Genomic DNA, 12,682 nt, shown 5'->3' with positions numbered 1-12,682 from the left:
TCGGAACAGCCGCACGGCTGCAGTCTGCCCCCATGACGGATCTTCACGAGGGCCGCGGACCAAAGCTTGACCGCCTCGCCAAGGCTTTCGCCGCGATTGCGATCCTGGCGTTCAGCGCGAGCTTCTTCACCGAGGGGCTAGGCGGACCCGACGGGTTGCGAAACGGCCTGAAGTGGCTTTCGCTTGCGGCCGCCCTGGCGAGCGGTTGGCGGACGGCGGCGCAGGTCCGCCGCGGGCGGACCCTGCGCAACGGCGGGCCGGCTTCACGGTAACCGGACCTTAACCGGAACAGCACAGGAACACCTTGTGGACGTTTGCGGTTTGTTCCGTTAGCGTTCCCTTCAACGGGATTCGCCTCGAGGTCTTCATGCTCACGCGCAAACAGCACGAATTGCTGATGTTCATCCACGAACGGATCAAGGAGACCGGCGTCTCCCCCTCGTTCGACGAGATGAAGGAGGCGCTGGATCTGGCGTCGAAATCGGGCATCCACCGTCTGATTACGGCGCTGGAGGAGCGCGGCTTCATCCGCCGGCTGGCCCACCGGGCCCGGGCGCTGGAGGTGGTCAAGCTGCCGGAGCAGGCGACGACCGGCGCGCCTCGCGGCCGCCCCGGCTTCACGCCCGGGATCATCGAGGGCGGCGGCCGTCCGGCCCCCGTCCAGGCGGCCAACGATACGCGCGAGCTGTCGCTGATGGGCAAGATCGCCGCCGGCACGCCCATCGACGCCATCGAACACGAACAGGCTCGCTACCCGGTGCCGGAGGCCATGCTCGGGGCCGGCGAGCATTACCTGCTGGAGATCGAGGGCGACTCGATGATCGAGGCGGGCATCCTCGACGGCGACCTGGTGATCATCAAGTCGGCCGATCAGGCCAACTCCGGCGAGATCGTCGTCGCCCTCGTCGAGGGCGAGCAGGCGACGCTCAAGCGGCTGCGCAAGAAGGGCGCGTCGATCGCCCTCGAGCCCGCCAACCGCAACTACGAGACGAAGATCTTCGGCGCCGACCAGGTGGCGGTGCAGGGCAAGCTGGTCGGACTCATCCGCCGCTACCACTAGGCCCCCTTGTCATCCCGGAGGCGGCGTAGCCGCCGTCGGGGACCACGGCCGGTCGCCCCGCGTTTCCGCCACCCACCGCGCGCGCCACTGCTTCGCCGACGGCGACCCGGTGCGCCACAGCTCGACGGCGCCGCCGCGCGCCCAGTCGACCCCGTCGAGCACGAGCCTTCCCTCGCACGCAGCCGGAAGGGTGACGACCGCAGCCCGAATTCCCACCACGGCCGCCGAGCGGCACAGGTCGTCGAGCTGTTCTCTCGTCGGCGGACGGCGTCCCCACCAGATGGCGACAGGCGCGGCCCCCGGCTCGGCCGGAGCGCAGGCGAGGCGGGAGCAGGCCCAGCCCTCCCCGGGCCGCTGGATCGCCTCGAGCCCCCGCCGCCTCGACCAGACGTCGACCGCGAACTGACGCACGCCGGGACGCACGACGACCGCCTTCCCGCCGCTGACGAAGGCGGCCTGGGTCCCGCCTTCGCCGATCCAGAGATCCGGCGCGGGCGGTCGCGGCCAGACGAGCACCGCGCAGGCGAACGGCAGGCCCAGCCAGCGCAGCGGCCCGCGCCACAGGCAGCAGAACAGCACCCCAAGAAAGGCTATAGGCAGGGCGACATCCGGCGCGCTGGCGACGGTGCGCACCGCCCCGGGCAGACCCGCCACCCAGCCGCCGACCGCCAGGGTGGCGGCGATCCCCTGCCCCGCCAGCCACAGGAAGGGCGCGCCCAGGCCGAGCGGTTCCAGCAGGGCGCCGAGCGCCAGCGCCGGCATCACCAGAAAGTCCGAGATCGGGGCCACCGTCAGATTGGCCAGCAGGCCGTACATCGCCGTGCGGTTGAAGTGCTGCATGGCGAACGGTCCCGTGGCGGCGCCGGCGACGAGACTGGCCAGCACGGCGGCGCCCAGCCAGGCGCCGGCGCGCTGCACCGCCAGAATCGGCCAGGGCGCCGAGATCTCCTTCGGTCGCCTTGGCCAGGCCTCGACCAGGGCGACGAGGGCGGCGGTGGCCGCGAAGGACATCTGGAATCCCGGCGTCACGATGGCTTCCGGCTGCAGCGCCAGCACGACCAGCGCCGCGACGGCGAGGGCGTGCATCGTGATGGCCTGCCGGTCGAGCAGGATGGCGAGGAAGGCGATGGCCGCGGTGATCGCCGCGCGCTCGGCCGGCGGCGGCGCGCCCGAGACGACCAGATAGGTTCCGACCGCGATCAGCCCGCCCCAGGCCGCCACCTTCTTTCCGGATACCCGCAGCGCCAGCCACGGCCAGGCCGCGACCAGCAGGCGCACGAGGAAGAAGGCGAAGCCGCCCACCACCGCCATGTGCAGCCCCGAGATCGACAGGATGTGGGCGAGGCCGGAGTCCCTCATCCGGTCCACCTCGGCCGGATCCAGCCACGCTTCATGACCCGTTGTCATCGCTGCGGCCACGCCTCCGGTGCGCGGCCCCAGCCGTTCGACAATCCGCCGGGCCAGATCGTAGCGCAGGCCGTTGATCGCCATGGTTCGCCGCAGGGACGCGGGTGGGTGGGGCAACAGGGCGGGCCGGGTCTCCCCGACGGTGAAAGCCACGCCGCCCATGCGCTGGAAGAAGGCGTTGCGGCCGAAGTCATAGGCCCCGGGACTCGCCGGCGCGGGCGGCGGATTGAGGATGGCGAAGAGGCGGACCGCCTGCCCCGGCTCCGGCGCCTCGCCGCGCACCGTGGCGCGGAGCCGCACGGGCGTCGCCTCCGGCGCCAGGCCGCGGATCCGCACGGGGGCGAGCACCACCCGGGCCCCTGCGGCGCCGGGACTGTCGACGTCGACCACCCAGCCCTCGACGACGGTCGGCGCCGCCATTGCTGGGGCGATCGGCGCCGTCACGGCCTCCGTCCGCAGTTTCGTTCCCGTCAGGCCGAGCGCGAAACAGGCCAGCAGCATCAGTGGCAGGGTCCAGCCGCGCCTCAGCCCCGCCCGCCGCGCCGCCAGCCAGACGCCGAAGGCAGCCACCGCCGCCAGCAACAGCGGCCAGAGCGACGGCTCCGTCTTCAGGGCGAAGTAGACGGCGCAGCCGCCGCCGAACGCGACCGGCGCCCATAGCCGCCACCGCAGCGCCTGGGCGTCGATCTGATCCTTCAGGAAGCTTCTCACCCACGCCGCCGGGGTAGGCTTCGCCGCACCGGGCGCTATAAGGGCGGCCCGACCGGACCGACCCGCCATGACCTCATCTGACTCGAAGCCCGAAGTGGTCACCCGCTTCGCCCCCTCGCCGACCGGCTACCTCCACATCGGGGGAGCCAGAACAGCGTTACTCAACTACCTGTATGCCCGGGGACGCAACGGAAAGTTCCTCGTGCGGGTCGAGGACACCGACCGCGAGCGTTCGACCGACGCTGCGGTGAAGGCCATCTTCGACGGCCTGGCATGGCTGGAGCTGTTCGCCGACGAGGAGCCTGTGTTCCAGGCCTCGCGCGCCGATCGCCACCGCGAGGTGGTCGACCAGCTGCTGGAGAACGGCCACGCCTACCGCGACTTTCTGACCGCCGAGGAGACCGGCGCCCTGCGCGACGCCGCCAAGGCGGAGGGCCGCGCCTTCGAGTCGCCCTGGCGCGATCGCGAGCCGACCGTCGACGATCTGGAGAAGCCCCACACCGTGCGCTTCCGCCGTCCCCTCGACGCCGCCGTGGTGGTCGAGGACGCGGTGCAGGGCGCCGTGCGGTGGGAATCCGCGGCGCTCGACGATCTCGTCATCCTGCGTTCCGACGGCGCCCCGACCTACAACCTCGCCGTGGTGGTCGACGACCACGACATGGGGGTGACCCACGTCATCCGCGGCGACGACCACCTCAACAACGCGGCGCGGCAGAGCCTGATCTACGACGCCCTCGGCTGGGCCCGCCCGACCTTCGCCCACATTCCGCTGATCCACGGCCCGGACGGCGCCAAGCTCAGCAAGCGTCACGGCGCCCAGGCCGTGCACGAGTACGCGGAGATGGGCTACCTGCCCGAGGCCATGCGCAACTATCTCGCCCGCCTCGGCTGGAGCCACGGCGACGACGAGCTGTTCTCCGACGAACAGGCACAGGCCTGGTTCGACCTCTCCGGCGTCGGCAAGGCGCCCGCCCGGCTGGACTTCGACAAGCTGGCCCACGTCAACGCCCACTGGATCCGGATGGCCGAGGACGACCGGCTGGCCAAGCTGACCCTGGACGTCCACCTCGCGCGCGGTCACGCCCTCGGCGAGCATGACGAGGACCGGCTGCTGCGGGCCATGCCGTTCGTCAAGGACCGGGCGAAGACCACGCTCGAACTCGCCGACCAGACCGCCTTCGTCCTGAAGTCCCGCCCGCTGGCGCTCGACGACAAGGGCCGCGCCCTGCTTTCGGGCGAGTCCGGCGAGCGGATCGGCCGCCTGCGCGACCGGCTTCAGCTCTTCGCCAGCTGGGACGTCTTCGCCCTCGAGGCGGAGCTCAAGGCCTTCGCCGAGGAGGAGGCGGTGGGCTTCGGCAAGATCGGTCCGGCCATGCGGGCGGCCCTGACCGGCAGCGCGACCTCGCCCGACATCGCGAAAACGTTGGCCGCTTTGGGGCGGGAAGACGCCCTCGGGCGCTTGGATGACGCGCTGCAACAGACTAAGTGACGTTCACAAACGAAACGCGGCCGACGCCTCCCCGCGAAAATGGCCGCCGCAGGATCATGAAGGGGCCCAGATGACCGAACAAGCCAAGGCCGCCGGGACGGCGACGCTGACCCACGGCGACAAGACCGTCGACCTTCCGGTGCTCTCGGGGTCGACCGGCCCGGATGTCATCGACATCCGCAAGCTGTACGGGGCGACCGGCGCCTTCACCTACGACCCGGGCTTCACCTCGACCGCCAGCTGCGAGTCGGCCCTCACCTTCATCGACGGCGACGAGGGCGTGCTGCTGCACCGCGGCTACCCGATCGATCAGCTGGCCTCGAAGTCGAACTTCGTCGAGGTCTGCCACCTGCTCCTGCACGGCGAGCTGCCCACGGCGGCCGAGTACGAGAAGTTCGAAAACAGCATCACCATGCACACGATGCTGCACTCCCAGTTCGACCGCTTCTTCGAGGGCTTCCGCCGCGACGCCCACCCGATGGCGATCATGGTCGGGACCGTCGGGGCCCTGTCGGCCTTCTATCACGACAGCCTCGACATCAACGATCCGGTCCAGCGCAACATCTCGGCCATCCGCCTGATCGCCAAGATGCCGACCATCGCCGCGCGGGCGTACAAGTATCACATCGGCCAGCCGTTCGTGTCGCCGCGCAACGACCTGAACTACGCCGAGAACTTCCTGCGCATGTGCTTCGCCGTGCCGGCCGAGGACTATGTGGTCAATCCGGTGCTGGCCCGCGCCATGGACCGCATCTTCATCCTCCACGCCGACCACGAGCAGAACGCCTCGACCTCGACGGTGCGCCTAGCCGGTTCCTCAGGCGCCAACCCGTTCGCCTGCATCGCCGCCGGCATCGCCTGCCTGTGGGGCCCGTCGCACGGCGGGGCCAACGAGGAGGCGCTGAACATGCTCAAGGAGATCGGCACGCCCGAGCGCATCCCCGAGTTCATCGAGGGGGTGAAGGCCCGCAAGTACAAGCTGATGGGCTTCGGCCACCGCGTGTACAAGAACTACGATCCGCGCGCCAAGGTGATGCAGCAGAGCGCCCACGAGGTGCTGGAAGCGGTCGGCGATCCGAACGATCCGCTGCTGCAGGTGGCCCGCGAGCTGGAGCGCGTGGCGCTGAACGACGAATACTTCATCGAGCGCAAGCTGTTCCCGAACGTCGACTTCTACTCTGGCATCACCCTGTCGGCGATGGGCTTCCCGACCACCATGTTCACCGTGCTGTTCGCCCTGGCCCGCACCGTCGGCTGGATCGCCCAGTGGCAGGAGATGATGGAGGACCCGTCGCAGAAGATCGGCCGCCCGCGTCAGCTGTACACCGGTCCGACCGAGCGCGACTACGTGCCGATCCAGAACCGCGGCTGATCGCAGCGCGAAACCTGTCGGAGGCGCCGGGGCGACAGCTCCGGCGCCTTTCTGCTGTCCGGGTCGTCAGGCGGTGAGCCGCGCCAGCGGCCGCGACGCGAACGGGCCCAGTTCGATGCTGGCGTCGCGCGTCCGCCAGCGCAGGGCGTAGATCTGCAACCCCACCGCCCCTTTCGGCAGAGCGGCTTCCAGATCAAGCCGCCCGCCGGCCGCCAGCCGGCTGATGCTGGCGGTGAGTTCGCCGGCCAGAGCGCCGGTCCCGTCGAGGAAGCGGATCTCCACGGCGAGGTCGCGGCAGGCCTCGCGAGCGGTGTTGCTCAGCACGCCTCGCCAGACGAGCCCGCCAGAGCCGCTTCTCGTGACCTCGCCGCCGGACAGAACCAGGTCCTCCCTCTCGTCGACGGGCTCGTCGACCACGATCGACAGTCCCATCAGTCCGGCGACGCCGACGGCGCTGGCGATCATCCATCGCCGACCGCGGCGCAGCTCGCCGATTTCCGCTTCTCCGGCCATTGCCTTGCCTCCGCACCTGGGGGAGGCTCACCCCTGCCCTGCGCGCCGGGTGAGCGGCATGAGCAAGTCGTGAGGTTGTGCTGAAACATGGCGCCCGGCCGCTACCGCTTCGAAGGCTTCCTGCTGGACCCCCGCGACCGCCAGCTACGGCTGGACGATACGCGGGTGGAGCTCAACGCCCGCTACCTCGACGCCCTCGCCCTGCTGGTCAGCGAACAGGGCCGCCTTGTCTCCAAGGACCGCTTCCTCGAGGAGGTCTGGCGCGGCGTGCCGGTCACCGACGAGGCGCTGACCCAGTGCATCCGCACCCTGCGTCGTCAGTTGGGCGACGACGCGGGCCGGCCGCGCTTTATCGAGACCGTGCCCAAGCACGGCTACCGCTTCATCGCCACGGTGGAGCGGCTCGACGAGGAGCCGTCCGCGACGCCAGCGCCCCCGTCTGTGTCGCCAACGGGCGCCGCCCGCGCCGGCACGCTGCCTGAAATCGCCTTTCTCTCCGTGGCCGGGATGGTGGGCGGCGGCGCCGCCGGCGCGCTGGGCGGGTTGTTCTACGGCTTCGTGGGCGCCTCCCAGCCGCTGCAGGGGGGCATGGGCGCCGCGTCGGTGCTTCTCGTCCTGATCTGCCTGACCGTCCTCGTTGGCCTCATCGGCGGCGTGGGCGTGGGCGTCGGGATCGCCTCCGCCGGCTTCGCCTCGGGACGTCCCGGTCCCTGGAGCATCCTCGGCGGGGCCCTGGCCGGCATGATCGTCGGAGCGGTGGTCAAACTGCTGGGAACCGACGCCTTCGACCTGCTGTTCGGCCAGACGCCGGGAGACATCACCGGCGCGACCGAGGGCGCGCTGCTGGGCGCGGCGGTCGGTCTTGGAGCCTGGCTGGCCAGCCGAGGCTCGCGCTCATTGCCCCTGCGCCGGAGCGTGGCCGCGACCGCGCTTGCGGGGGGCGCGGCGGGCGCGGCCATCCCCCTGCTCGGCGGTCGGCTGATGGGCGGCAGTCTGGACCAGCTCGCAACCCGCTTCCCCCAGTCCCGCCTGCGCCTCGACCAGATCGGCGCGCTGTTCGGCGAGACCGGACTGGGGCCGGTCAGCCAGGTCGTGACCGCGGCGCTCGAGGGCGCCCTGTTCAGCGCCTGCGTGGTCGCCGCGATGATCCTCGCCCGCCGCAGCCTGTCGGGCGGCGGATGGCGCGCGCTGCTCGATGCCGCCGCAGGGCCTCGCCCCTAGGCGTCCGACGCCTTGGCGGCGATCACCCTCAGCACGGCGTCGGCGGCGATCTCCGACGGGTGGCGGCCGTGGCGGCCCATCAGGTCGAGCGCCTCGGTCTGCCGGATCGCCTGCGTCCGCCGCGCCTCCGGATCCGACAGCAGACGTCCGACCTCGGCCGCGAACCTCTCCGGAGTGGCGTCGTCCTGGATCAGCTCCCGGGCGATCTCCTCATCGGCGGCGTGATTGAACAGGGTCGCGTACCTGCCGGTGAAGAAGGGCCGCATGATCGCGTAGCTGAGAGGCTGGAACCGGTAGCCGATGACCATCGGCACGCCCGCCACGGCCAGCTCGGACGACACAGTGCCGCTGGTCGCCAGCGCCACGGTCGCCGCCAGCATGGCGTCGTGCTTCTCGGCCTCCTGCACCAGATGGATGCGGAAAGGCCAGGAGGCGACGCGGCCGGCCACATCCCCGGCCACAGGGCCGGCGGCCACCACCGCGACCTCGAGCGTCGGGTCCAACCGCTTCAACCGGGCCACCGCCGCCTCATACACCGGCGTCATCAGGCGGATCTCGGAGCGGCGGCTGCCCGGCAGGACCAGCAGCAGATTGGCGTCGGGCGCAATGCCGCGGGACGCGCGGAAACGGGCAGGATCGGCCTGCTCCAGGTCGATGTGCAGGGCCTGGGAGCCGACAACCGTCGTGGCGAGGCCGTGACGCTCGAACCAGGGCGCATCGAACGCATAGAGCGCGAGGAGGTGATCGACCGTCCCGGCCAAGGTTTTCGCCCGGCCCGGGCGCGAGGCCCAGACCTGCGGCCCGACGTACTTGATCAGGGGAATATGCGGTCTGGCGGCGCGGATCGCCTTCGCGACGCGGATCGTGAAACCCCAGCTGTCGATCAGCACCACCGCATCAGGGCTCTCGGCGATGGCCAGCGCGGCGGTGTCGGCGACCCGGCGCTTCACCGCTCCGTAAGCCCGCAGCCCCTCCAGCCAGCCGATGACGGACAGTTCGGCGATGTCAAACGGGCTCCGCACGCCCTCGGCGGCCATCTTGGCTCCCCCGACGCCGACGAAGGACACGTCATCGCCGAGACGGGCCTTCAGCGCCCGCGCCAGCCCGGCGCCCAGATCATCGCCGGAAGCCTCCGCGGCCACCAGCATGATCTTCAGCGGCCGGCTCACGCCGTCTCTCCGGAGGTCTCTCCCCAGACGTAGAGTCCGAGGCGATCGGCGGCCTCGATGATCGCCGGCCGGTCGATCACGATCAGCCGGCCCGCCACGCCGCCGATTCCGGCGAGACCGGCCGCGGCGGCCAGCTCCACGGTGCGGGCGCCGATCACCGGCATGTCCACCCTCAGATCCTGGATCGGCTTCGGCGCCTTGGCGAGGACGCCCTTGCGGTCGCCCGGCGAGCCTCGCAGGTCGGCGGGCAGCCCGGCGACGCGCACCAGCATGGCGTCGGTGCCCTCCTGGGCCTCGACGGCCAGCACCAGGCCGTCACAGACGACGGCGCCCTGACCGATGTCCAGTTCACCCGACTTTTCCGCTACATGCAGCGCCTTTTTCAGGTCGAAAAGCTGCTCTGCAGTGGGCTGCACCGCCCCCAGGGCGCCGGCGGGCAGCGTCTCCCCGCCCAGGATGTCGTCCGCGCCCTCTACCGTGAAGCCCTCCGCCTCGAACACAGAGAGGATCTTGCGCAGCAGGGCGTCGTCGCCCTGCGTCGCGGCCTTGATGATCCCAGGCAACAGCGTCGCGCCCTTGAAGTCCGGCTTCAGGGTGCGGAAGTCCGGACGGTTGACGAGGCCCGCGAGGCAGACCGCCTTGCAGTCCGCCTTCTTCATCGCCGACAGGATGCGGCCGATCTCGGCCATGCCGGCGTCGATCCCGGGGTAGTGCGCCAGGTGCGGGTCGGCGAATCCGGCCAGACGGACCACGAACACCGGCCGTCCCTCCGCCTCGCAGCGGGCCGCCACCGACAGCGGCAGGGCCCCGCCCCCTGCGATCAGAGCCAGCTTGCCCCTCATTGTTCCGGCAGGCACAACGGCCGGCGGCCGCCGTCGCGGACGAAGGCGACGATCTCCATGATCTCCGGCAGGTCGGCGTAGGCGGCCTCGACCGCGCCCAGCCGCTCTGCGAAGGGCGCGTCGTCGCGCTCGAACAGATCACGATAGGCCGCCAGCAGGCGCCGGATGGCGTCCTTGCCATAGCCCTTGCGCTTCAGCCCGATCAGGTTGAGCCCGTGCAGGCTGGCGTGGTTGCCCCACACCGAACCGTAGGGAATGACGTCGCGCGTCACCGCCGCCAGACCGCCGACGATCGCCCCCTGCCCGACCCGGCCGAACTGGTGCACCGCGCACAGCCCCCCGAGGAAGACCCGGCTACCGACGCGCGAATGGCCGCCGAGGGTGGCATGATTGGCCATGGTCACGTGGTCGCCGACGATGGCGTCGTGGCCCACGTGGGCGCCTGTCATGAACAGGCCGTTCGAGCCGATGGTGGTCAGTTTGCGGTCGCCGGGCGTCCCCCGGTTGAAGGTGCAGTGCTCGCGCACGACGTTGTCGGCGCCGATCTCCAGCCGCACCGGCTCGCCCTTGTAGCCGCCATGCTGCGGATCCCCGCCGATGACGCTGAAGGGATGAATGACCGTCCGTGCGCCGACTGTCGTGTCCTGTTGCACGACCACGTGGCTGATCAGACGCACGCCTTCTGACAGAACCACGCCCGGTCCGACGGTGCACCAGGGGCCGATCTCGACGCCGTCGGCGATCTCCGCCTTCGCGTCGACGAGGGCGGTGGGGTGGATGCTCACGCCGCCGGCTCCGCCACGGTCACCACCATGGCCATAAATTCGGCCTCGGCCGCCAGCTTGCCGTCGATGAAGGTCTCGCCGCGGAACTTGAAGGCGTCGCCGCGGGCCTTGATCACCTTCACCTCCATGCGCAGCTGGTCGCCCGGCCGCGCCGGCTTGCGGAAGCGCACGCCGTCGATGGACATGAACATGATCACCTTGCCCTCGACCGAGACATCCAGGGTCTTGGACATCAGCAGCGCCCCCGTCTGGGCCATGGCCTCGACGATCAGCACGCCCGGCATCACCGGATCGATCGGGAAGTGGCCCGGGAAGAAGGGCTCGTTGTGGCTGACGTTCTTGATGCCGACGATCGAGGTGTTGGCGACGAAATCCTCGGCCTTGTCGATCAGCAGGAACGGATAGCGGTGCGGCAGCCGCCGCATCACCTCGGCATAGTCGATCTTTCCGTCGTCGCTCATTCGTCCGTCTTTCCCGCGCGGGCCTTTCCGGACGCCTGTTTGGACACCCAGACGGTCTCGCGCAAGAACTGACGGATCGGTTTGGCCGGATAGCCGGACCAGGTCTCGCCCGGCGGGATGTCCGCCAGCACGCCGGCGCCGCCCGCGACCCGGGCGCCCTGCCCAATAGCGATGTGGTCGCCGATCCCGGCCTTGCCGCCGAAAATCACCCCGTCGCCGACGGTCACCGACCCGGAAATCCCGGTATGCGCCGCGATCAGGCAGTTGCGGCCGATGACGCAGTTGTGGGCGATCATGACCAGATTATCGATCTTGGTGTTCTCACCGATCACCGTGTCGTCGTAGGCGCCGCGATCGATGCAGCTGTTCGCCCCGACGGTCACCCCGTCCTGCAGGATGACCCGGCCCAGCTGGGGCACGTCGACCGGACCCGAGCGCGAGCCCGCGGCGCCGAAGCCGGCCTCGCCGATGCGCGCGCCAGCGTAGAGCTTCACGCGGTCGCCGACCAGGGCGAAGCTCACGGTGACGTTCGGTCCGATCAGGCAATCGCGGCCAATCTGCACCCCGGGTCCGATGACAGTATTGGCGCCGATCCGCGTCCCCCGCCCGATGCGGGCCCCCTGACCCAGGACCACGCCCGGATCGGCCCGGACGGTTTCGTCTTCGGCGGCCCGGGCGAGAGGGATCGGCGACAGGTCCATCGGCCGATGAAGCAGCAGCGAGGCGCGGGCCCACGCGGCTTGCGGCTCGCCGGACACGATCAGCGCCGCACCTGCCGGGACGACGTCGGCGGCTGCGGCGGGCGCGATGACGCATCCGGCCGCGGTCGCCCTGAGGCTGTCGAGAAACCGCCGGTCGCCGAGGAAGGCGACATCTGCGGGACCCGCGGACGCAAGCGGGGCGACGGCGGAGATCATCCGCTCGCCGCCCCGCAGAACTTCAGCGCCGATCCGCTCCGCCAGCCCGGCGACGCTCAGCGCCAGCAGGCTCTCGAAGAAGCGCGGATCAGTCATGGCGGACTACTGCTGCTGCTGGACCGGAACGGGCATGCGGTTGAAGGCCGGCAGGCTGGGCAGCTGCTGGTTCAGACGCTGCAGGACCAGCTCGCTGATCTCCATCTGCGGGTTCAGGTAGAACACCTCGGCGCGGTTCAGCAGGATGCTGCAGCCGCGCTCCTGGTAGACGGCGGCGACGATCGGATCGACCGCGGCGCCAAGCGCCCGGCGCTGCATGAACTCCGTATACTCCAGCTCCTGCAGGCGGGTCTGGCGCAGTTGCTGGAACTCGGCGAAGCGCTGCTGGAGAGCCTGGCCGCGCTGCTGGCGCTCGGTGTCCGACAGGCTGGCGCCGGCGCCGGACAGCGCCTGGTCCTCGGCCTCGATCGTCTGCTGGTACGGCGCCAGTTCGCCGGCGATTTCCTGCTGGAGTTCCTGCAGTCGCGTGTTGAGCCCCTGGCCGGCGGTGGAGCGGGCGAACACCCCTTGCAGGTTCAGGGCGCAAACGCCGGCGATCGGCGCGCCGTGCTGGACCGCGGCGGGCTGCTGGGCCTGCGCCTGGGCGGAGCCGGCGAAAAGAACGGCGGCGATGGCGAGCGCGCTGGTGGCGAGGATTTTCATGGGTGGACTGCCTGTGCGACGGGTCGTGCGACCCGC

13 protein-coding genes are annotated in these 12,682 nt (G+C 70.6%); 5 read left to right on the top strand and 8 right to left on the bottom strand.

Annotation, left to right across the window (positions count from 1 at the left end; all coding sequences use genetic code 11):
* Positions 1-32 precede the first annotated feature (32 nt).
* Together BM333_RS09885 and lexA are read left to right on the top strand one after the other, a co-directional pair.
* On the top strand, positions 33-272 hold the full coding sequence (locus tag BM333_RS09885) for a hypothetical protein (RefSeq protein ID WP_092310568.1): 240 nt from the start codon (positions 33-35) through the stop codon (positions 270-272).
* Positions 273-367: 95 nt separating this feature from the next.
* The gene (gene lexA, locus BM333_RS09880) at positions 368-1,060 is read left to right on the top strand and encodes a transcriptional repressor LexA (protein ID WP_092310565.1); all 693 of its coding nucleotides are present in this window, start codon (positions 368-370) and stop codon (positions 1,058-1,060) included.
* Positions 1,061-1,069: 9 nt separating this feature from the next.
* Here the strand turns inward: lexA and BM333_RS09875 are convergent, their stop codons facing one another.
* On the bottom strand, positions 1,070-3,178 hold the full coding sequence (locus BM333_RS09875; RefSeq protein WP_245777221.1) for a ComEC/Rec2 family competence protein: 2,109 nt from the start codon (positions 3,176-3,178) through the stop codon (positions 1,070-1,072).
* 67 nt (positions 3,179-3,245) lie between these two features.
* Here BM333_RS09875 and gltX point away from each other — a divergent pair, with 67 nt between their 5' ends.
* Positions 3,246-4,667 (top strand): glutamate--tRNA ligase, encoded by a 1,422-nt coding sequence (gene gltX, locus BM333_RS09870; RefSeq protein ID WP_092310559.1) that lies wholly within the window; start codon positions 3,246-3,248, stop codon positions 4,665-4,667.
* A gap of 70 nt (positions 4,668-4,737) precedes the next feature.
* The gene (gene gltA, locus BM333_RS09865; RefSeq protein WP_092310556.1) at positions 4,738-6,039 is read left to right on the top strand and encodes a citrate synthase; all 1,302 of its coding nucleotides are present in this window, start codon (positions 4,738-4,740) and stop codon (positions 6,037-6,039) included.
* Positions 6,040-6,105: 66 nt separating this feature from the next.
* On the opposite strand, the gene BM333_RS09860 is transcribed toward gltA, so the two are convergent.
* Positions 6,106-6,552, bottom strand: a complete 447-nt coding sequence (locus BM333_RS09860; protein ID WP_092310552.1) for an FxLYD domain-containing protein — start codon at positions 6,550-6,552, stop codon at positions 6,106-6,108.
* Positions 6,553-6,639: 87 nt separating this feature from the next.
* On the opposite strand from BM333_RS09860, the gene BM333_RS09855 reads away from it, so the two are divergent.
* The gene (locus BM333_RS09855; RefSeq protein ID WP_092310549.1) at positions 6,640-7,773 is read left to right on the top strand and encodes a winged helix-turn-helix domain-containing protein; all 1,134 of its coding nucleotides are present in this window, start codon (positions 6,640-6,642) and stop codon (positions 7,771-7,773) included.
* Here BM333_RS09855 and lpxB read toward each other — a convergent pair.
* From lpxB to BM333_RS09825, 6 genes are read right to left on the bottom strand one after another with little or no spacing between them, the layout of a single operon-like run.
* Complete coding sequence (gene lpxB / locus BM333_RS09850; protein ID WP_092310546.1) at positions 7,770-8,942, bottom strand: lipid-A-disaccharide synthase; 1,173 nt, start codon at positions 8,940-8,942, stop codon at positions 7,770-7,772. The genes BM333_RS09855 and lpxB overlap by 4 nt on opposite strands.
* The gene (gene lpxI / locus BM333_RS09845; protein WP_092310543.1) at positions 8,939-9,784 is read right to left on the bottom strand and encodes a UDP-2,3-diacylglucosamine diphosphatase; all 846 of its coding nucleotides are present in this window, start codon (positions 9,782-9,784) and stop codon (positions 8,939-8,941) included. Before lpxI ends, lpxB begins: the two co-directional genes overlap by 4 nt.
* Positions 9,781-10,569 carry an acyl-ACP--UDP-N-acetylglucosamine O-acyltransferase gene (lpxA, locus tag BM333_RS09840; protein ID WP_092310540.1) on the bottom strand — a complete coding sequence of 263 codons (789 nt, stop codon included), beginning with the start codon at positions 10,567-10,569 and terminating at the stop codon, positions 9,781-9,783. The genes lpxI and lpxA overlap by 4 nt, the downstream gene beginning before the upstream one ends.
* A complete protein-coding gene (fabZ, locus tag BM333_RS09835) occupies positions 10,566-11,030 on the bottom strand; it encodes a 3-hydroxyacyl-ACP dehydratase FabZ (RefSeq protein WP_092310537.1) in 465 nt (154 codons plus the stop codon). The genes lpxA and fabZ overlap by 4 nt, the downstream gene beginning before the upstream one ends.
* Positions 11,027-12,043, bottom strand: a complete 1,017-nt coding sequence (lpxD, locus tag BM333_RS09830; RefSeq protein ID WP_092310534.1) for a UDP-3-O-(3-hydroxymyristoyl)glucosamine N-acyltransferase — start codon at positions 12,041-12,043, stop codon at positions 11,027-11,029. Before lpxD ends, fabZ begins: the two co-directional genes overlap by 4 nt.
* A 6-nt stretch (positions 12,044-12,049) precedes the next feature.
* Positions 12,050-12,646: an OmpH/Skp family outer membrane protein gene (locus BM333_RS09825; RefSeq protein WP_092310531.1), complete on the bottom strand. Its 597-nt coding sequence runs from the start codon at positions 12,644-12,646 to the stop codon at positions 12,050-12,052.
* Between the last annotated feature and the right edge of the window lie 36 nt (positions 12,647-12,682).

This window comes from Brevundimonas viscosa (genome assembly GCF_900116065.1).
Classification (GTDB): domain Bacteria; phylum Pseudomonadota; class Alphaproteobacteria; order Caulobacterales; family Caulobacteraceae; genus Brevundimonas; species Brevundimonas viscosa.
Note: the sequence above shows the minus strand (reverse complement) of the source record. Positions and strands in the feature narration are given on the sequence as shown.

What these genes read in the sequence shown, in the direction of transcription:
- BM333_RS09885 (WP_092310568.1), top strand. Translation starts at nt 33, where the DNA reads ATGACGGATCTTCACGAGGGCCGCGGACCAAAGCTTGACCGCCTCGCC.
- lexA (WP_092310565.1), top strand. Translation starts at nt 368, where the DNA reads ATGCTCACGCGCAAACAGCACGAATTGCTGATGTTCATCCACGAACGG.
- gltX (WP_092310559.1), top strand. Translation starts at nt 3,246, where the DNA reads ATGACCTCATCTGACTCGAAGCCCGAAGTGGTCACCCGCTTCGCCCCC.
- gltA (WP_092310556.1), top strand. Translation starts at nt 4,738, where the DNA reads ATGACCGAACAAGCCAAGGCCGCCGGGACGGCGACGCTGACCCACGGC.
- BM333_RS09860 (WP_092310552.1), bottom strand. Translation starts at nt 6,552, where the DNA reads ATGGCCGGAGAAGCGGAAATCGGCGAGCTGCGCCGCGGTCGGCGATGG.
- BM333_RS09855 (WP_092310549.1), top strand. Translation starts at nt 6,640, where the DNA reads ATGGCGCCCGGCCGCTACCGCTTCGAAGGCTTCCTGCTGGACCCCCGC.
- lpxI (WP_092310543.1), bottom strand. Translation starts at nt 9,784, where the DNA reads ATGAGGGGCAAGCTGGCTCTGATCGCAGGGGGCGGGGCCCTGCCGCTG.
- fabZ (WP_092310537.1), bottom strand. Translation starts at nt 11,030, where the DNA reads ATGAGCGACGACGGAAAGATCGACTATGCCGAGGTGATGCGGCGGCTG.
- lpxD (WP_092310534.1), bottom strand. Translation starts at nt 12,043, where the DNA reads ATGACTGATCCGCGCTTCTTCGAGAGCCTGCTGGCGCTGAGCGTCGCC.
- BM333_RS09825 (WP_092310531.1), bottom strand. Translation starts at nt 12,646, where the DNA reads ATGAAAATCCTCGCCACCAGCGCGCTCGCCATCGCCGCCGTTCTTTTC.